At 64.2% G+C, this 19,224-nt stretch carries 15 protein-coding genes; 6 read left to right on the top strand and 9 right to left on the bottom strand.

Annotation, left to right across the window (positions count from 1 at the left end):
* Positions 1-81 precede the first annotated feature (81 nt).
* Positions 82-738: a thiopurine S-methyltransferase gene (locus AC1VWL_RS07785; protein ID WP_482986315.1), complete on the top strand. Its 657-nt coding sequence runs from the start codon at positions 82-84 to the stop codon at positions 736-738.
* Positions 739-830: 92 nt separating this feature from the next.
* Here AC1VWL_RS07785 and AC1VWL_RS07780 read toward each other — a convergent pair whose 3' ends face one another.
* Positions 831-1,319 carry a bacterioferritin gene (locus AC1VWL_RS07780; RefSeq protein WP_282273472.1) on the bottom strand — a complete coding sequence of 163 codons (489 nt, stop codon included), beginning with the start codon at positions 1,317-1,319 and terminating at the stop codon, positions 831-833.
* A gap of 151 nt (positions 1,320-1,470) precedes the next feature.
* On the opposite strand from AC1VWL_RS07780, the gene AC1VWL_RS07775 reads away from it, so the two are divergent.
* Entirely contained in the window at positions 1,471-3,858 is a 2,388-nt protein-coding gene (locus tag AC1VWL_RS07775; protein WP_482986314.1) for a penicillin acylase family protein, read from the top strand.
* Between the two features lie 177 nt (positions 3,859-4,035).
* Here the strand turns inward: AC1VWL_RS07775 and AC1VWL_RS07770 are convergent, their stop codons facing one another.
* Positions 4,036-4,461 (bottom strand): RidA family protein, encoded by a 426-nt coding sequence (locus AC1VWL_RS07770; RefSeq protein WP_482986313.1) that lies wholly within the window; start codon positions 4,459-4,461, stop codon positions 4,036-4,038.
* Positions 4,462-4,634: 173 nt separating this feature from the next.
* Positions 4,635-6,320 carry an asparagine synthase B gene (gene asnB, locus AC1VWL_RS07765; protein WP_482986312.1) on the bottom strand — a complete coding sequence of 562 codons (1,686 nt, stop codon included), beginning with the start codon at positions 6,318-6,320 and terminating at the stop codon, positions 4,635-4,637.
* Between the two features lie 357 nt (positions 6,321-6,677).
* On the opposite strand from asnB, the gene AC1VWL_RS07760 reads away from it, so the two are divergent.
* Together AC1VWL_RS07760 and AC1VWL_RS07755 are read left to right on the top strand one after the other, a co-directional pair.
* Entirely contained in the window at positions 6,678-7,574 is an 897-nt protein-coding gene (locus AC1VWL_RS07760) for a tetratricopeptide repeat protein (protein WP_482986311.1), read from the top strand.
* Positions 7,575-7,671: 97 nt separating this feature from the next.
* On the top strand, positions 7,672-8,358 hold the full coding sequence (locus AC1VWL_RS07755) for a pentapeptide repeat-containing protein (RefSeq protein ID WP_482986310.1): 687 nt from the start codon (positions 7,672-7,674) through the stop codon (positions 8,356-8,358).
* Positions 8,359-8,425: 67 nt separating this feature from the next.
* Here the strand turns inward: AC1VWL_RS07755 and AC1VWL_RS07750 are convergent, their stop codons facing one another.
* The 6 genes from AC1VWL_RS07750 to map form a co-directional block, all read right to left on the bottom strand.
* Positions 8,426-11,302: a GGDEF domain-containing protein gene (locus AC1VWL_RS07750; protein WP_482986309.1), complete on the bottom strand. Its 2,877-nt coding sequence runs from the start codon at positions 11,300-11,302 to the stop codon at positions 8,426-8,428.
* Positions 11,303-11,358: 56 nt separating this feature from the next.
* Positions 11,359-12,486: a succinyl-diaminopimelate desuccinylase gene (gene dapE, locus AC1VWL_RS07745; protein ID WP_482986308.1), complete on the bottom strand. Its 1,128-nt coding sequence runs from the start codon at positions 12,484-12,486 to the stop codon at positions 11,359-11,361.
* A 63-nt stretch (positions 12,487-12,549) separates the two neighbouring features.
* Positions 12,550-12,906 (bottom strand): Spx/MgsR family RNA polymerase-binding regulatory protein, encoded by a 357-nt coding sequence (locus AC1VWL_RS07740; protein ID WP_296251301.1) that lies wholly within the window; start codon positions 12,904-12,906, stop codon positions 12,550-12,552.
* Positions 12,907-13,063: 157 nt separating this feature from the next.
* Positions 13,064-14,131, bottom strand: a complete 1,068-nt coding sequence (gene dapD / locus AC1VWL_RS07735) for a 2,3,4,5-tetrahydropyridine-2,6-dicarboxylate N-succinyltransferase (protein ID WP_482986307.1) — start codon at positions 14,129-14,131, stop codon at positions 13,064-13,066.
* Positions 14,131-16,746 (bottom strand): [protein-PII] uridylyltransferase, encoded by a 2,616-nt coding sequence (locus AC1VWL_RS07730; protein WP_482986322.1) that lies wholly within the window; start codon positions 16,744-16,746, stop codon positions 14,131-14,133. The genes dapD and AC1VWL_RS07730 overlap by 1 nt, the downstream gene beginning before the upstream one ends.
* Before the next feature lie 20 nt (positions 16,747-16,766).
* Positions 16,767-17,543, bottom strand: coding sequence for a type I methionyl aminopeptidase (map, locus tag AC1VWL_RS07725; protein ID WP_296251306.1), 777 nt, complete (start codon positions 17,541-17,543; stop codon positions 16,767-16,769).
* Positions 17,544-17,900: 357 nt separating this feature from the next.
* Between map and AC1VWL_RS07720 the strand changes: the two genes are divergently transcribed.
* Positions 17,901-18,413 (top strand): Csu type fimbrial protein, encoded by a 513-nt coding sequence (locus AC1VWL_RS07720; RefSeq protein WP_482986306.1) that lies wholly within the window; start codon positions 17,901-17,903, stop codon positions 18,411-18,413.
* 13 nt (positions 18,414-18,426) lie between these two features.
* The gene (locus AC1VWL_RS07715) at positions 18,427-19,224 is read left to right on the top strand and encodes a fimbrial biogenesis chaperone (protein WP_482986305.1); all 798 of its coding nucleotides are present in this window, start codon (positions 18,427-18,429) and stop codon (positions 19,222-19,224) included.

Genomic DNA, 19,224 nt, shown 5'->3' with positions numbered 1-19,224 from the left:
AGACCACGCTTGATCCATTGCTATCAGCTTCGCGGCTCACGCCGTTCCTACAAACCACCGGCAACACAAGCGGAGACCCCCATGCAACCCGACTTCTGGCTGCAACGTTGGCAGAACGGTCAAATCGGCTTCCATCGCAACGAAGTGATGCCACTGCTGCAGAAGCACTGGCCCGAACTGCAACTCCCGGCAGGCAGCCGCGTACTGGTGCCGCTGTGCGGCAAGACCCTGGACATGCACTGGCTGGCCGCGCAAGGCCACCGCGTGCTTGGCGTCGAATTGTCGCCAATGGCGATCGAGCAGTTCTTCGCTGAAGCCGGCATCAGTCCGCTACGCCACAGCAGCCAGTACGGCGAGCACTACAGCGCCGGGCCGATTGAAATCATCTGTGGTGATGCATTTGCACTGGACGCGGAGTTGCTGGCAGACACAGCCGGCGTCTACGACCGCGCCGCCCTGATCGCCTTGCCGCCGCACCTGCGCCAACACTACCGCGACACCTTGTACGGGCAGTTGCCGATAGGTTGCCAAGGCGTGCTGATCACCTTGGAATACCCGCAGGACGAAAAGCAGGGCCCGCCGTTCTCGGTGGTAGAAGCCGAAGTGCAGCGCTTGTTCGCCAGCCCCTGGCAGGCCGGCCTGCTGGAACGCCGCGACATCCTTGATCAGCAGCCGGATTTCCGCGCGGACGGCGCAACTGCACTTTCCACCGCCGTCTACAGGCTGCAGCGCCTGTAGTGCCGACCCATGGTCGGCAGGGGCATTACCGATAGACCTGACAGATGCCGACCATGGGTCGGCACTACCAGGCGGCGTCCACCGCCCTCAGATCAATGTGCCGGGGTGCCCTTGGCGTCCATCTTGCTCAGCTGGTACAGCTCAAGGCCAATACGCTTGATCAGGCCCAGCTGCTTCTCCAGCCACCAGGCATGGTCTTCCTCGGTGTCGCGCAGCTGCAGCAGCAGGATGTCGCGGCTGACGTAGTCACCCTGCGCTTCGCACAGCTTCACACCGGCGGCCAGGTTGGCGCGCACCTGGTACTCGACCTGCAGGTCCTTTTCCAACATCTCCATCACGGTCACACCCGGCTCGAAGGCGTGCGGACGCATGTCCGGGTTGCCGCCGAGGAACAGGATGCGGCGCAGCAGCGCATCGGCGTGCTGTGTCTCTTCTTCCATCTCGTGGCCGATGCGCTCGAACAGCGCCAGCAGGCCCTGGTCCTCATAGCGACGGGAATGGATGAAGTACTGGTCGCGCGCAGCCAGTTCGCCGCGCAGCAGCTCCTTCAGGCACTCAATGACTTCGGCTTTGCCCTGCATGGGGGGGTGCTCCTGATGATTCGATGGTGCATAGGGTGCCCCATCTGAAAACCCAATGATCTAATCGGAATCACTTTCAGTTGCGATTCCCTCTCTTTCGGCTTCACAAGCTGTCTACAATCGCGACAGAACCGCTACCGGGGGTAGGCCTGTGCTGCGTTGGCTGCTGCGTTCGCTTTGGGTTGTATTGGGGCTGTTGCTGGTCTTGCTGCTGGTCATCTGGGGGTTGCTGCGTGGCAGCCTGCCGCAGTTGGACGGGGAACTGGCGCTGCCGGGGCTGTCGGCACCGGTCAGCATCCAGCGTGACGCACTGGGGGTGCTCACCGTCGAGGCCGCCAACGAGACCGACATGGCCCGTGCGCTGGGCTATGTACACGCGCAGGAACGCTTCTTCGAGATGGACCTGATGCGCCGCTCGGCGGCCGGGGAACTGTCCGAACTGTTCGGCGCCAAGGCCTTGCCACTGGACAGGCGCATGCGCGTGCACCGGCTGCGCGCCCATACCCAGCAGAACCTGGGCGCCGCCCTCGGCGACAAACGCGGCGTGATCGAAGCCTACCGCGACGGCGTCAATGCCGGCCTGGCCGCCCTGCCGGTGCGGCCATGGCCGTATCTGCTGCTGCGCCAGCAGCCGCGGCCGTGGGAGCTGGAGGACTCGGTGCTGACCGGGCTGGCGATGTACGCCGACCTGCAGGACCCGACCAATACCCGCGAACTGGCGATGGCGCGCATCCGCAGCGTGGTGCCACCCGCGCTGTACGCAATGCTTGCCCACGACGGCAGCAGCTGGGATGCACCCTTGTTCGGCGCGCCCCGTGGCGATGCGGTATTACCGGATGCGGCAACGCTGGACCTGCGCAATGCAGGCACCGCGCCGGCCCTCACTCCACTGCCTGCTTCGCAAGCGGTCCCCCTCTCTCCCGCTGCGCAGGAGAGAGACGTAGGTGGGTCGCCTGCGGCGACCGGTTCTTTTCCGGGTAGCAACAACTTCGCAGTAGCAGGAGCTCTGACTCCCGACGGCCGCGCCATCATCGCCGACGACATGCACCTGGGCCTGCGTGCGCCGAATATCTGGTTCCGCGCACGCCTGCGCTATGCCGACCCGACCGCGCCGGAAGGCAAGGTCGATGTCGCCGGATTCACCCTGCCCGGCCTGCCTGCAGTCATCGTCGGCAGCAATACGCGGGTGGCCTGGGCCTTCACCAACAGCTATATCGACACCGCGGACTACACCACCCTGCCCGCCAACACGCCGCTGCGCAGCTACAACGAGGCCATTGCCGTTGCCGGTGCCAACCCGGAAATGCTGCTGGTGCGGGAGAGCGATTGGGGCCCGGTCCTGCACGACGAACCCGACGGTCAACTGCTCGCACTGCGCTGGGTTGGTCAACAAGCCGGTGCGGTCCGCCTGGATTTCGCTGACATGGCCAAGGCCGCCGACCTGGATTCCGCATTTGCGGTAGCCGACCGCTCGGGCATCCCTGCTCAGAACCTGCTGGTCGCTGACCGCACTGGCCGTATCGCCTGGCGCCTCATCGGCGCGCGCCCTGCGCGTGACCCGAGTTGCCATGCCGACGCAGCGGCGCAGGCCAGCTGCTCGCCGTGGCCGATCCGCACCGACCACGCACCGGCACTGGTCGACCCACCGGACCATCGCTTGTGGACGGCCAATGGCCGCGTCCTCGACGGTGCCGCCCTGGCCGAAGCCGGCGATGGCGGTTATGACTTCGGTGCGCGCGCCAAGCAGATCCGCGACGGTCTGTTTGCCCACGAGAGCTTCAATGAAAGCGACCTGCTGGCGATCCAGCTGGACGACCGCGCCCTGCTGATGGAACGCTGGTGGAAGCTGCTGCGGCAGACCATCGAGCATAGCGATGATCCTGCACTGAAGCGTCTGGAAGTCGCCAGCCGCCAATGGCAGGGCCGCGCCTCCCCCGACTCGGTCAGTTACCGGATGGCACGCGGGTTCCGCGGCATCCTGATGGACAACATGGAAGGCGCGCTGCTGGCGACGGCCAAGCAACGCCTTGGCGAGCGCTACATTCCACCCAAGCTTGCCCAGTTCGAAGGCGTGCTGTGGCCCCTGCTCAAGGAGCGTCCTCCGCATCTGCTGCCGCCACCCTATGAGAGCTGGGATGCCCTGCTCGCCGACAGCGCCCGCCAACTTGAGAAGGATCTGGCCGAACAGGGCCCGGATCTGGCGCAACGCAGCTGGGGCGAGCGCAATACTGCAGCGATCTGCCATCCGGTCTCGGCGGCGCTGCCGGGTCTGTTCAAGCGCTGGCTGTGCATGCCGGCCCAGCCCTTGGCCGGCGATGACAACATGCCGCGCGTGGTCGGGCCCAAGTTCGGTGCCTCCGAACGCATGGTGGTGTCACCCGGTCACGAAGCCGACGGCATCGTGCACATGCCCGGCGGCCAGAGCGGCCATCCGCTGTCACCGTTCTGGGGCGCAGGCCACGACGACTGGGTGGAAGGCCGACCAACGCCGTTCCTGCCAGGCAAGCCGGCGCACACCCTGAGCTTGAGTCCAAGATAGGAGACATCACCGCCCACGCAACCCCGGCTGGCATCCAGGCGTGGGAGCGGCATAAGCCGCGAAGCTGGATTTACTGGAACCCTCGATGCATATGCAATCTGATGGTGTCCCTGCTTCGCGGCTGACGCCGCTCCCACAAACAGCTGACCGGCTCGCCGTCACCAATGCACTACGCGCTTACTTCAAGCGCACCGTCCACTCCACCTCGAGCTTGGCCTCGGCGTCGAACAGGCGGCTGATCTGCACCCAGCTCGCGGCTGGATACTTGCCGTCGGGGAAGAAGGTCTTGCGATCGGGAATCGCCTTGATCAAGCTATCCATATCCGTGGTGAAAACCGTTTCCTTGACCACCTGGCTGCTGTCAGCATTGAACTGCTGCAGGATTTTCGTCAGCTTTCCGTAGCAATCGCGTACCGCGACATGCATGTCCGCACCTCGGCAGGGGACGCCGGAGATATGCAACGTGTCGCCATCGCGCACCACGCCGGTGTAACCAATATCTGTTTCCCAGCTGCCCAGCTGATGCCGCTCCAATGGCACCTCGGCAGCGTGGGCCAAGGAACTGCACAACAGGCCAAGCATCACCAACGCACAAGCACGCATCGAAAGTCCTTTTTATCGGTTGTGAAGGGAGGAACTGCAATTTCCTGATCGCGCGCATTGGATTGTGCGGCATGAAACGTGCCCCCTCTCCCGATCCCTCTCCTGTACCGGGAGAGGGATTTCGGAGCCAATGCAGGCCAATGCGTCAAATGACCACCGGGTCGATTGACTACTTATCCAGCCAAGGCCTGTTCGTGCACACCGGCCACGGCGCGACCGGACGGATCGGCCATGCTGGCGAAGCTGGCATCCCAGGCAATCGCCGCGGGTGACGAACAGGCAATCGACTTGCCGCCCGGCACCGTTTCCGACGCCGCATGGCTGGGGAAGAACTGCTCGAAGACGTGGCGGTAGTAGTACGCCTCCTTGGTCTGCGGCGGGTTGTGCGGGAAACGCTTGTCGGCGGCGGCCAGCACGCGGTCGCTGACCTGTGCTTCGGCATGCGCCTTCAAACCATCGATCCAACCGTAGCCGACGCCGTCGCTGAACTGCTCCTTCTGCCGCCAAAGGATTTCCTTGGGCAGGTAACCCTCGAAGGCCTCACGCAACACCGCCTTCTCGATGCGGCCGCTGGCCTTGTCGACCATCTTGTGGCGCGCATCCATCTTCATCGCCACATCAAGGAATTCGCGGTCCAGGAACGGCACGCGCGGCTCCACGCCCCAGGCCATCATCGACTTGTTCGCGCGCAGGCAGTCGTAGTTGTTCAGTGCATCCAGCTTGCGCACGAGTTCTTCATGGAACTCACGCGCGTTCGGCGCCTTGTGGAAGTACAGGTAGCCACCGAAGATCTCGTCACTGCCCTCACCGGACAGCACCATCTTCACGCCCATTGCCTTGATCCGTCGCGCCAACAGGAACATCGGCGTGGATGCACGGATGGTGGTGACGTCGTAAGTCTCGACGTGACGGATCACCTCCGGCACTGCATCAAGGCCTTCCTCGAAGGTGTATTCGAAACCGTGATGCACGGTGCCCAGCATTTCCGCCGCCACCTTGGCCGCGGCCAGGTCGGGCGAACCCTTCAGGCCAATGGCAAAGCTGTGCAGGCGCGGCCACCAGGCCTCGCTCTGACCGCCGTCTTCGATGCGGTTGCGCGCATAGCGCGCCGCGACCGCGGCGACCAGCGAGGAATCCAGGCCACCGGACAGCAGCACGCCATAGGGCACGTCGGTCATCAATTGGCGGTGCACGGCACGCTCGAAGGCCTCGCGCAGTTCGGTCAGCGATACGTCCACACCTTCCACTGCGTCGTAGTCGCGCCACGGACGCTCGTAGTACTTGCTCAGCGTATCGGTGCTGCTGTCATACCAGTGGCCGGGCGGGAACTGCGCCACGTCGGCACAGGTATCGGACAGCGACTTCATTTCCGAGGCCACGCACAGCCGGCCCTGCTTGTCGTGGCCCCAGTACAGCGGCACCACGCCGATCGGGTCGCGGGCGATGATCACGCGCTGTTTCTCGCGGTCCCACAACGCAAAGGCGAAGATGCCGTTGAGCCTGTTCAAGTAGGACGCAGGTTCATCTTCACGGTACAGCGCGTTGATCACTTCGCAGTCCGAACCGGTCTGGAAGGCGTAGGGCTGGGTGAGTTCCTTCTTAAGTTCCTGATGGTTGTAGATCTCACCGTTCACTGCCAGTGCCAACTGGCCATCGTCGGACAACAGCGGCTGCGAGCCACCGGCCGGGTCAACGATGGCCAGGCGCTCGTGCACCAGGATGGCGCCGTCGTCCACGTAGACGCCGCTCCAGTCCGGGCCGCGATGCCGCTGGCGCTGGGATTGTTCAAGCGCCTGCCGACGCAGCGCCTGCAGGTCGTCACCGGATTGCAGGCCAAAAATGCCGAAGATGGAACACATGGGAAAGCTCCTGGGTTGTGTGGGGACAAACATTCGAAGCAACGGTTTGAAGACCTGCAGCCGCTCGGTGTTCCCGCCCGGCCACAAAAAAACCCGCATCGGCCGATGCGGGTTTTCTGGTGTCCTGAGCGTGTTGCCTGTTCTAGCTCTGGTCGCAGTCCCGCAGTGGCCGCGCACGATTATTCGCGCGCAGATTATTGCGGTTGTTATTGTTGACGGCGGTGGCCAGGAACGAGGACATGGCGCTGACCGTATCCCGCTTTCGGCGCCCGCGCAACTGTTGCTTTGGCAACCGATTCAGCGGCCGGGCCGGCGCACTCCGCGATAATCCCCCGCCACCTTGCCCGGACCTGCTGGATGCCCCGTCCCACACCCCGCGTGCTGCTGTACGCCCTGCCCCTGTTCATCCTGCTCGGTTGCGCGACAAGGCCCAACACCCGCCCTGCCAGCGACACCGAACGCGACGCGCTGTCCGCGGCCGCCGATGGCCAGTTCGATTCCGCACTGCGGGTGGCGAAGATGTATCAGGCCTGGAACGACCCGCGCGCATTGGATTGGTACGCGCGCGCCGCGGCGACAATACCGCGCACCCACCGCAGCACCGGCGCCGAGGAGCAACTGGGCAGGATCCTTGAGCGCGGCCGCCTGGACAGCAGTGACGAACCGCAAAAGCCCGAGGACGTCCGCTTCAAGCCGTCACCGCGCAAGGCACTGCGCTGGTACCAGAGTGCCGCCTACCACGGCTCGCCGTATGCCATGTCCGATCTGGCACGCTGGTACGAACGCCAGGGCGACATGGCGGGCGCACTGCGTTGGCGCCTGCGTTCGGCGGTGTACATGCGTGAGCTGTACAAGCTGGACGCACTGCGCAAGGCAACCCTCGCCTCAAGCGAAGCTGCTCGCCTTGACCCGGACCAACCCTCCAGCAATGCGACCATCGCCCGCATCCAGCGGCGTGCCGCGCGCGGCGATGCCGAGGCCCAGGTCGATCTTGGCGCCTTGCACGAAGCGGGCATCGGCATGCCAACGGATATGCGCGAGGCACTGCGCTGGTATCAGCGCGCCGGCGAACAGGGCAATGTCTACGGCCAGTACTTCAGCGGCTTGGCGCTCGGTCGCGGCAGCAAAAGCCTGCCGAAAGATGAGACTGCAGCGGCGGCATGGTTCGCGCGCGCCCAGGCGCAGGAGTTCTATCTGGCCGAGGAGTCGTACTGGCGCCGGGCCATCGCGCCGCCGTTCTTCATCTTCGAATAGATCGAGCAGGTCTGTACACACAACGTCCGCCGCAACAAGACTGCATCAGCACAGCGATGTCGCGCAGAATGACGCGCAAGCACCTGCAGAGTTGGACATGACGAACACTCCGGTTTTCCACGAAGAAACCATCGACCGCGCGCGCATGCAGCAGATCATCCGCGCGCACCCGCGCGCTGCGATATTCGAATCCTGCACGCTGGACGAAGGCGATTTCTCGCGCCTGGACATGGACGGCTTCCAGTTCAAGCAGTGCTCGCTGAGCAGGGCCAACTGGCTGGCCTCATCACTGGAGGAAAGCCAGTGGCAGAAATGCCGCGGCAGCCACTGCGACTTCAGTTCCGCGCAGCTCAGTGATTCGCGCTTCGATCACTGCGACCTCAACAACAGCTTCTGGCGACGCGCCACGCTGTCATCGGTGCAATTCAAGGACTGCAAGCTGACCGGCGCCCACCTGCAGGAAGTGAGCGGCTGGGCGCTGGAGTTCCGCGATTGCCTGCTGGTCAGCGCCGACCTGCGCGGCATGTCATTCCGCAAAGCGCAGCTGGAAGGCATGGATTTCTCCGATGCCGACCTCTCGGGCTGCGACTTCCGCGATGCCGTATTCACCGGCGGCAGCCTGCGCAACACACAGACCCGCCTGACCCGCTTCGAAGGTGCCGACCTGCGCGATACCGATATCAGCGGGCTCAACCTGATGGACGCAAAGCACTTCAAGAAGGCGGTGATCTCGCAGCGGCAGGCTGCGGCGGCATTGGCGGCGTTTGGGTTGATCGTCGCCTAGGGAAAACAGGTGCTTCGGATAGGCACCAGTACGGGCTTCCCGCTGGCCCAGGTCATGCCCCTCCCGGTCACTCCGCATCCAGCGTTGCGATCTCAACCCGATTCCGCCCCTCGCGCTTGCCGCGATAGAGTGCCAGGTCGGCACCGCGTACGAGCGCCATCGGGTCTTCCCCAGGCACCGGAGTGCAAACCGCCACCCCGACACTGATGGTCACCCGTTGCCCCGCCGCACCGGTCACCTGTTCCACCGCACTGCGCAGACGCTCCCCAAGCGCCATCGCCATCTGCGCGTCGCAACCCGGCAGGATCAACACGAACTCCTCGCCGCCATAGCGTGCGACCAGCTCTTCGGCACCGGTCACCTGCGCGGCCAGGGTCTGCGCAACGCGGCGCAACTGCAGGTCGCCGATGTGGTGGCCGTGGGTGTCGTTGAACTGTTTGAAGTGATCTACGTCGATCATCATCACCGCCAGCGGCTCCTGCTGTTCGACGCAGCGCTGCCACGCCCGTGGCAAGGCCTTCTCCATCGCGTGGCGGTTGGCGATGCCGGTGAGTCCGTCGGTCACCGCCAGGGCAGAGAGCCTGGAATTGGCGCTCTGCAGCTCGGCTGTGCGCTCGTTGATCTTCTGCTCAAGCAGGCGGTTTTGTGCATTGATGGCACGGGTGCGTAGCCGCACCACCGCGACCACGAACAACAAGCCCGCCACGCCAAAGCCCACTCGAGCCCAGGGCCGCTGGTACCAGAAGGGTGAAACCTGCAACGGGTAGCTCGTCGCCTCGGTGGGGGCGCCGCCCAGTACCCTCGCCTGCAACTGGAAGATGTAATCACCCGCTGGCAAGCGCTGGTAGGTCAGCTCACGCCCTGCCGTCCACGGCGACCATTCGTTGTGATAGCCCGGCATCCGGTAACGGAACTCGACTTCCGGCTCCATGCTCTGCACACCGAAGCGCAAGGCCCATCCCGCCCCCGCTGGCAAGTGCGGCGGTGTTTTTGGCAACAGCGGCAACAGTACCGGCGGATGGTTCGGACCTTGCAGCTCGATGCGATCCAGCCGCGCCTGCGCCGGTGTCGCGACGGACTCGATCGCAGCAGGATCCAACTGCAACACGCTGTCGCGGGTAACCACGCGCAGTTGCCCGTCGCGATGCAGGGCAACCGTCTTGAAACCTGGCACGCGGCTATCACTGACATGCTGCAGTTGGAACGTGGCCGCACCGGGCTTGCGCCACCATAGCTGTCGCGCGGTCCAGGCAAAGCTGCCCTTGGCGTTGTCCTCGCCTTCCAGCTCCATGGGCGCCTGCAGTCCCGGCAGCACGGGCAAAGCCGCGGCAACAAACCGTTCACCCTGCAAACGGTGCACCTGCTGCCCGGATATCGCGTACAAAACGCGATCACTCCGGAACAAACGAGTGCCCTTCCCTGCAGCTGCAGGCAAGCCTTGCTTCGACCCAAAATGCTGCTCAGCGAGCAATTGGCCAGTATCCGTAGCGAAGCGCCAGCGCCTCGCGCCACCGCCTGCATCGCCCGCCCACAACTCGCCTGCGACACCTTCATACACCCCAACCGCAGCGCCGCCGATCTGCCACTGCGCCTGCAGCTGCCAGCGCCCGTCGTGTTGACCGAGCACGATGATCTTGGTGTTGGTCAACGCGAACATGCGCCTGGCGTCGAACGCCGAGGGCATCAGCCTGCTGACACTGTCACCCAGCGCCGGCGGCAGCAGCCGTCGCGGTTGCGTTTGCCCGGGATCGAGCACCGCCAGTCCATAGCGATCTCCGATCAGGAGACCGGCGTTTGTTCCCTCCAGCGCAAAGGTCTCCAGATCGCGTCGCGGCCATTGCGAGAGCGAGAACATTGGCGTGCCCGCCGCAGAGGGTTGCGCACTCCACACACCCATGCTTGCCACCCACAGGCGGCCCTCATACCACGTGCTGTCGAAGATGCGTCCGTTCAGGCCATGCAGACGCCCATAGCGCGTCCAGGGTAGCGACCAGCGCAGGCGTGCGATGCCGTTCTCGCCTGAGATCCACACCGCGCCTTCGCGATCCTCCACCAGGTCGTGCATCTCACCCGCACACGCGGCAAAACTGTCGAGCAGGTGCAGATCGGGGGAGAAACGCATGATCGTGCCGTCGAAGCTGCCGATCGCGAAGCCACCGTCGGCAAGGGCAATACCGGTGTACGGCTCGTGCAGACGGAAGGCCGCATCGGCCTCCGTGTCGAGCTTGCGCACACGCCTACCATCGCTGAAATGGAAGCCATCGGCCGCGGCAAGCAGCAAGCCGCCCCGGTACGGCCAGGCCGCTGGAACACGCAGCTTGGCGAGCGACTCCATGCCTTCGACCAGCACCATCGCCGCCTTGTCAGCACGGTAAAGACCTTGCCCCGGAACACGGAAGAAGACCTCGTCGCCGGCCACCAGCGGACGCGTACGTGCGCCAGCGGGAAGCTGCATGCGCGTGGTGCTGCCGTCCTTTTCAAGCACGAACAAGGCGCCAGCGCTTACCGCGTGTACGCCACGCGAGGTTTCGCCCAACGAGAAGACCTCGACCGGCCCTTGCACCAGACCCGCACTGGCCAAGCGTGGCAACAGGTCAACGAATTTGTGGGTTCCATCAGGCTGTCGCAGCAAGCGTCCGAAAACCCCTGCGCCGGCGACAACGATGCTGCCGTCGCGCGCCAGCATGATCGAGTACACCGGCGCTTCACCAGACGCTTCCAACAGCTCCCATACCCCGCTACGGAAGACCATCACGCCTTCGCCACTGGCAGCATAGAGGTTGCCCGCGCGGTCGACGACCACGCCGGGATAGGTTGGCGCGGCAGGCAATTGGCTTGCCCCGAACTGACGTAGCAGCGGCAAGCCGTGCAGTGTTGTGCTGGCGTGCGCGAATGGCAGCAGGCACACCAGCAGCAGGGCCATCAGCCCTTTACGGAACCGCATTTGAACACTGTCCATCTCGCCCCCCCGGCAAGATTGTGCACTTGCACCGTAACAGCTTAGTCCAGCAGCTTTTCGATCAGTTTCCTGTACAGCCCAGGCAGCGCCTCCAGATCGGCGACGCGCACGTTCTCATCGACCTGGTGGATGCTGGCATTCACCGGCCCCACTTCGATGCACTGTGCGCCCAAGGGCGCGATGAAGCGGGCGTCGGAGGTGCCACCGCCGGTGCTTTCTTCCGGCGCGGCGCCGGCGAATCCGGCCAGAACGTTGCGGGCAACACTGCGCAGGCGCCCTTCCGGCGTATAGAACGGCTCGCCGCTGCGGTGCCACTGCAGGTCGTAATCCAGGCCGTGACGATCCAGCAGCGCACCAATCTCGGTTTCCAGCTTGTCCGCATTCCAATGTGGGTTGTAGCGCAGGTTGAACATCACCTGCAGCTCGCCCGGGATCACGTTGTTGGCGCCGGTGCCTGCGTTGATGTTCGAGATCTGCAGGCTGGTGGACGGGAAGCTTTCGTAGCCATCGTCCCAATGACGGGCAGTCAGCTCAGCCAACGCCGCTGCGGCCAGATGGATGGGGTTGCGTGCCTTGTCCGGATAGGCGACATGACCCTGCACGCCCTTGATACGCAGCTTGGCCGAAAGGCTGCCGCGGCGACCGACGCGCAGCAGGTCACCGAGCTTGGCGGTGGACGACGGCTCGCCGGTAATGCACCAGTCGATGCCCTGCCCGCGCTCGACAAAGAGTTTGGCAACGTGGCGGACGCCATCGATGGCATCCCCTTCCTCGTCGCTGGTCAGCAGCACCGCCAGCGTGCCGGGATGGTCCGGATGCGCGGCAACAAACTGCTCAGCGGCCACCACGAAGGCGGCAACGCTGCCCTTCATGTCGGCAGTGCCGCGCCCGTACAGCACGCCATCGCGCACCTCCGGCTTGAACGGGTCGCTGCTCCAGGCCTCGACCGGCCCGGTCGGCACCACATCGGTGTGACCGAGCAGCACCAGTACCGGTGCGCCGCTGCCGTGGGTGGCCCAGAGGTTGTCCACTTCCCCCAGGCGCAGGTGCTCGCAGTTGAAGCCTGCGGCGCTGAGGCGGCCTGCGATCAGCTGCTGGCAGCCGGCGTCTTCCGGGGTAACCGAGGGGCGGGCGATCAGATCGCAGGTCAGGGCTAGTACGTCGTTCATTGCAGCCTTCTTGGGTCGGTGGCTTCGCGGCTTACGCCGCTCCCACAATTGCTGGTGGGCGGATCAGGCGATGTTGAAACGGGCCTTGAAGCCGTTGTCACTGAAACCCTGGCTCAGGCTGCCATCGTCGGTGATCACCAACGGGCGCTTGATCAACTGCGGGTACTCGCGCAGCAGCAGCTTCCACTCGGCATCGGACTCGGGCGATTTGCGGTTGTCCGGCAGCTGCCGCCAGGTGGTCGAGGATTTGTTGATCATCGCGGCGAAACCGCCGGCCTTGCCAGCCCATTCGAGCAGGGTTTCCGGGCTGGGCTTGTTGTCGCGGTAGTCGACGAAGGTGTAGGCGACATTGAAGCGATCCAGCCATTTGGTGGCCTTCTTGCAGGTGTCGCAGTTTTTCAGTCCGTAGATCGTGGTCATGGTTCAAAGCTCGCGGTGATGTAGCCCCTCTCCCTTCGGGAGAGGGGTTGGGGTGAGGGTAAGGGCGAAGCCTCGCACAGGCTTGGCACTGCAGCGCTTCGCGCCAACCCTCATCCGCCCCTTCGGGGCACCTTCTCCCGAAGGGAGAAGGAGGAAATCAATCCGCCAACCCACGCAGCAGGTCATTGACGCTGGTCTTGCTGCGGGTCTTGGCATCCACCTGCTTGACGATCACCGCGCAGTACAGCGAATGCGTGCCATCCTTGGACGGCAGCGAGCCGCTGACCACCACGCTGTACGGCGGTACATAGCCATACGTCACTTCGCCGGTGGCACGGCTGTAGATACGGGTGCTCTGGCTCAGGAACACGCCCATGCCGATCACACTGTGGTGGCCGACAACCACACCTTCCACCACTTCCGAACGCGCGCCGATGAAGCAATGGTCCTCGATGATGGTCGGGCTGGCCTGCAGCGGCTCCAGTACGCCACCGATGCCGGCACCACCGGACAGGTGGCAATGCTTGCCGATCTGCGCGCAGGAACCCACCGTGGCCCAGGTATCAACCATGGTGCCCTCGCCCACATGGGCGCCGATATTGGTGAAACTCGGCATCAGCACCACGTCCTTGCCAAAGTGCGTGCCGCGACGGGCAATCGCGCCCGGCACCACGCGTACGCCGGCCTGGCGGAAGGCCGCTTCGTCGTAACCTTCAAAGCGCGACTCGACCTTGTCCCAGAACGGGGCCGGGGCGCCGTCCATCACTGCCATGTCGTTGACACGGAAGTACAGCAGCACCGCCTTCTTCAACCACTCGTTGACCTTCCAGCCGCCGTTGCCATCGGGCTCGGCAACACGGAATTCACCGGACTCCAGGCCGTCGATGACGCGGTTGACCAGCGCGCGGGTCGAACCTTCGATCTCGTCCATGGTCAGCATGGTGCGGCGCTCGAATGCGCTCTCGATGCCGAACTTCAACTCGGCCACGCCCGGTGCCGGCGGCTTGCGCAGGCTGCGCGGTCCTACCGACGGCGTCACCGGCTTGGTCGACTTCGGCTTGGCAGCAGCAACCTTCTTCACCGGTGCCTTGACCGTCTTCGCAACAGGCTTGGCGGCCGGCTTGGTCGCTACTGCAGCTTTTTTCTTCGGCGCAGCCTTTGCAGGCGCTGCCTTCTTGGCGGTCTTCTTGGTCACGGTCTTCCTGGTTGCGGGCTTGCTTGCCATCAGTGGGGGTCTCCTGGCTTGTTGTCGGGATCCAGGCAGGCAAGCAATGCATCACGCAAGGCCTGCATGGAGGTTTCGGTAAGGGGGTGATCGTGGCGATCGGTAAGTTGGAACTGATCTTCGGCGCGTTCGCCGAAGGTGGCGATGCGTGCATCCTGCACGCGCAGGCGCTGGTCACGCAGCACATGCGCGACGTCGGCAAGCAGGCCGGGACGATCCGGCGCCACCAGGTTCAAGACGGTCCGGCCTTCATGACTGGCGTCGAGGAACTCGATGCGCGGGGCGAAGCGGAAATGTTTGAGCTGCCGTGGCATCACCCGCCGCGAGGGACGCAGGATCAGGATATTGCCGGCCAGCGCCTTGCGCAGCACGGATTCCAGGCGCGCGGCATCGCCGTCGGCGAAGCTGCCCGCCGGCGTCACCTCGAAGGTATCGAAGATGGTGTCATCGGGGCCGTCAAGCACGCGCGCGCGGTGAATGCCGTAGCCGGCCCGGTCCAGTGTCATCACGATCGCGGCGAACAAGCCGTCACGGTCGGGCGAGTGCACGAACACTTCCAGTGCATCACTCTCGGGAGTAATCCGCCGTACCTTGACCAGGGTGCCGCCCTTGTGGATTTCCACCAGGGACGCAGCCTGCCAGACCAACTGCTCCGGGCGGAAACGCACGAAGCTCTCATCCGGCATGGCCGCGAACTGGCGGTCGATCACCGCATCCCCATGACCAAGCAGGCGCATCTGTTCACGCACGTTGTCGCGCGCTTCCTGCACCCGCTCGGCCTCCGGCAGGGGATGTTCCAAGCCTTCGCGCAGCGCGCGACGGGTGGCGAAATACAGGTCGGCCAGCAGCCTGTCCTTCCATGCATTCCACATCTTGGGACTGGTACCGGCGATATCGGCGCAGGTAAGCAGGTACAGGTAGTCGAGACGATCACGGTCGCCGACCAGACCGGCAAAACGATGGATCACCTCGGGGTCGGTGATGTCCTGCTTCTGCGCGGTCACCGACATGCGCAGGTGCTGCTCGACCAGCCACGCCACCAGTTCAGTGTCCGTGCTGCTCAAGCCATGTGCGCTGCAGAATTCACGCGCATCCACCGCGCCCAGTTCGGAATGATCACCACCACGGCCTTTGGCGATGTCGTGGAACAGCCCGGCCAGCAGCAGCAACTCCGGCTTGCGCAGGCGCGGCCAGACTTCGTGGGCGATGGAGAAACGCTCGTCGGCGCGGCCGCTGGCGAACAAGGCCATGTTCCGCAGCACCATCAAGGTGTGCTGATCCACCGTGTAGACATGGAACAGATCGAACTGCATGCGCCCGGACACCGCAGCGAATGCGGGAATCCATTGCCCGAGCACGCCAAGCCGCGCCATCCGCGCCAGCGTATCGACCGCACGCGGACCGCGCAGCAAGGCCATGAACTGCTCGCGTACGTCGTCGTCCACGGCGGTGTAGTCAGGAATCTCGTCCAGCATCTCGGCCAGACCGCGTGCCGTCATCGAATGCAGGCCGCGCACATCGGCGGTGCGCGCCCAGCACGCGAACAAGGCAAAGATGCTGCGGATGTCGCCATGCGGCCAGAACGGGTCGTCGGCGGACAGATAGCCGCGGCGCAGCGAGAATCCCTCACCTACCGGCTGCGGCGTCGCCTCACCGTCAAATTGTTCTTCAAAGCGTTGCAGCAGGCGGTCGCTGATGCGCCGGATCACCGTCGCACTGCGATAGAAGCCCTGCATCATTTTTTCCACGCCCAGGCTTTCGGCATCATCGCCAAACCCCATGCGCGCGGCCAAGGTCTTCTGGTAATCGAAACGCAGGCGCTCTTCCGGCCGCTGTGCGACCAGGTGCAGGCCGAAACGCAGCCGCGCCAACACCTGGCGTTCGCGCTTCAGCGCGGCGGCCTCGTCCAGGCCCAGATGGCCCAGACCGACCAGCGCATCGATATTGCTGACTCCGAAGGCACGCAGTGCCATCCAGCCCAGGGTATTGAGATCGCGCAGGCCGCCCGGGCCGTCCTTGATGTCTGGCTCCAGATTGTCTGCGGTATCACCGAAGCGCTGGTGGCGGGCAAGCAGCTCTTCACGCTTGGCCAGAAAGTACTCACGCGGCGGCCATACCAGGCTGGGCGCAATCGCCCGCGCCAGACCGTGCTGGGCGGTTGCGTCCGCAACCAGCGGACGCGCCTCGATCAAGGCCGTCAGCACCGTCTGGTCAGCCGCGGCGTGCACGCACTGCGTTGCCGAGCGCACCGCATGGCTGGCCGGCAAGCCGGCATCCCACAGCAAGGCGAACAGACGTGCCAGTGCGGCTTCGTGGCGTTGCTGCACGTCGGTCTCGGCCAGTACCAGCAGGTCAATGTCCGAGCGCGGGAACAGCTCGCCACGGCCGTAGCCACCGACCGCGAACAGCGCCAAGCCTGCAGTCGCAGGAATGCAGCGCTGCCAGGCTTCAATGATCAGCTGATCGACCGCACGCGCGCGCAGGCCGGGCAGACGCTCGACATTGTCGGTCTGCTCGAAGCGCTTGCCCAGGCGGGCATCGGTGTGGGCAAGTGACTGCCGTGCATCGGCAGCCCATTGCGCGTCACCGGCAGGATCTGCCGGCGTGTCCAGAATCGGGCCCGCCGGCAAAGAGGTCATGCCTGCGCGGATTCCGCCGGAGACAGCGTCAATACCTCAACGCCATCCTCGGTCACCACAATGGTGTGTTCCCACTGCGCCGAGAGCTTGCGGTCCTTGGTCACCACGGTCCAGCCATCGGGCAGCACCTTGGTGTAGCGGGTGCCTTCATTGATCATCGGCTCGATGGTGAAGGTCATGCCCTGCTTGAGCACCAGGCCCTGGCCAGGACGGCCGTAATGCAGCACCTGCGGCTCGTCGTGGTAGACCTTGCCGATACCGTGGCCGCAGTACTCACGCACCACGCTGAAGCGCTCGCCTTCAGCGAATTCCTGGATCGCATGGCCCACATCGCCCAGCGTCGCGCCCGGCTTGACCGCACGGATACCGCGCCACATCGCTTCCTTGGTGGTTTCCACCAGGCGCTTGGCCATCACCGACGGCGTGCCGACGTAATACATGCGGCTGGTATCACCGTGCCAGCCATCCTTGATGACGGTCACGTCGATATTGACGATGTCGCCATCCTTGAGCACCTTGGCTTCGCTGGGAATGCCGTGGCAGATGACGTTGTTCACCGAGGTGCACACGGTCTTGGGGAATCCGCGGTAGCCCACATTGGCCGGGATGGTGCCCTGCACGTTGATGATGTGGTCGTTGCAGATGCGATCCAGCTCTTCGGTGGTGACACCGGGCTTGACGTGCGGGGTGATGATGTCGAGCACCTCAGCCGCCAGACGACCGGCGATGCGCATCTTCTCGATTTCTTCGGGGGTTTTCAGTTGGATTGCCATGTGTCGATTATCCCCCATTTGGGTTATTTCGCTAAGTATTTCACATTAATGAACACGGAATCGGGTAGCCCGACCTGCTCCGCCCCGGTGTTCCCTGACCGCGAAGGCCCACGCTCCCGCCCAGCCCCCATACCCATGCGAATCGTCCCAATCGGACATTCGACAAGGCCTTAAACGCCCGCCACGCGTAGCTTATTTCGCGCACGCGCATCACAGAAAATCCCGCATTGGGACATATCTCATACCCCTGACAGTGACCCTGGGAACAGACTCAATCCGCACCTACCGCATACGCCAGACCTGCAAGCTGGCGTGTTCGAGACAAACAGGTGCGTTGTCTCTCATCCAAGGATCAACATGAAGCTCCGCAACGTTCCCCTGCCGGTCTGTATCGCCGCCGTTGTTGCAACCGGTGCCGCCCACGCAGCAACAGACACCGCGCAGTTCCAGGTCAAGATCACCATCACCGAGTCCTGTGACGTGCACACTGTAAGCGCGACCGATCTCGACTTTGGCAGCCACGTCCGTTCGACCATCGCCACCCCGATCGACAATCAGGGCACCCTGCAGCTCAACTGCAGCCGCGGCACGCCTTATCAGATCGCACTGGACCCCGGCCTCAATTCCAGCAGTGCAACGGCCGCCGCCGACAACCGCCGCATGATCAGCGCTGACAACAACTTCGTACCCTACGGTCTGTATCGGGATGCGGCCCGTACCCAGTTCTGGGGTCGGGTCGTGGGAACCAACACTTTCGCAGGCACCGGCACCGCCGCGCAGCAGTCGATCCCGGTCTATGGACGGGTACCGGCGACCGATGTGCCGGCAGGTGTCTACGTGGACACCATCACCGCCACTGTCACCTACTGACCAGGCCAGTGATGTGAACGATCGCCACCCGCCCCGCTTTCGGGTGGCGAGCCTGGCACGGCTCGCCACCATCACCCTTGCACTTGTCCTGCTGCCCGAGCTTCACGGCTACGCGGGCAATCTACAGGTCGCCCCCATCCTGCTGGAATTCAGCAACAGCCAAGCCTCACAGACACTCTGGCTGACCAACTCGGGAAACGAACCATTGCGCGCACAGATCCGCGTGCAGGAATGGCGCCAGGACAACGGACAGGAATCCTTGCAGCCCTCCGATGCGCTGCTCGCCAGCCCACCCTTGGTCGATATTCCTGCCGGACACAGCCAACTGGTACGCCTGCTGCAGGCGCACCCCGGCAGCAAGGATGGGGAGCGCGCGTTCCGGCTCATCGTCGATGAGCTGCCCGGCACCTCCAGCAGCGCCAGCTCCGGCCTGCGCTTTCTGCTGCGCTATTCCATACCCGTCTTTGTGCTGCCAACAGGGGCGACCCCACAACTGGAACGCAGCGGAAAACGCGAACCCACCGACGCCCGCCAGTTGCAGGGCGATTGGTCGGTACGCGACGGCAACGCCACGCTCTCGCTGCACAACCTCGGCACACAGCGCATCCGCATCAGCCAGCTGAGCTGGACATCCCCATCCGCCATGCCGATCGACATCACTCCCGGGCTGCTCGGCTACGTATTGGCCGGCAGGCAGATGCGCTGGACGCTCCCGCTGCCTACAACCTTGCCGGTCAATGGCACCCTCCACGCAACACTCAATGACGATGCCCATTCCCAACCGCTGCCGCAGGTCACTACTGACCGCTAG

The sequence above is a fragment of the Stenotrophomonas sp. STEN063 genome (assembly GCF_056854515.1).
Note: the sequence above shows the minus strand (reverse complement) of the source record. Positions and strands in the feature narration are given on the sequence as shown.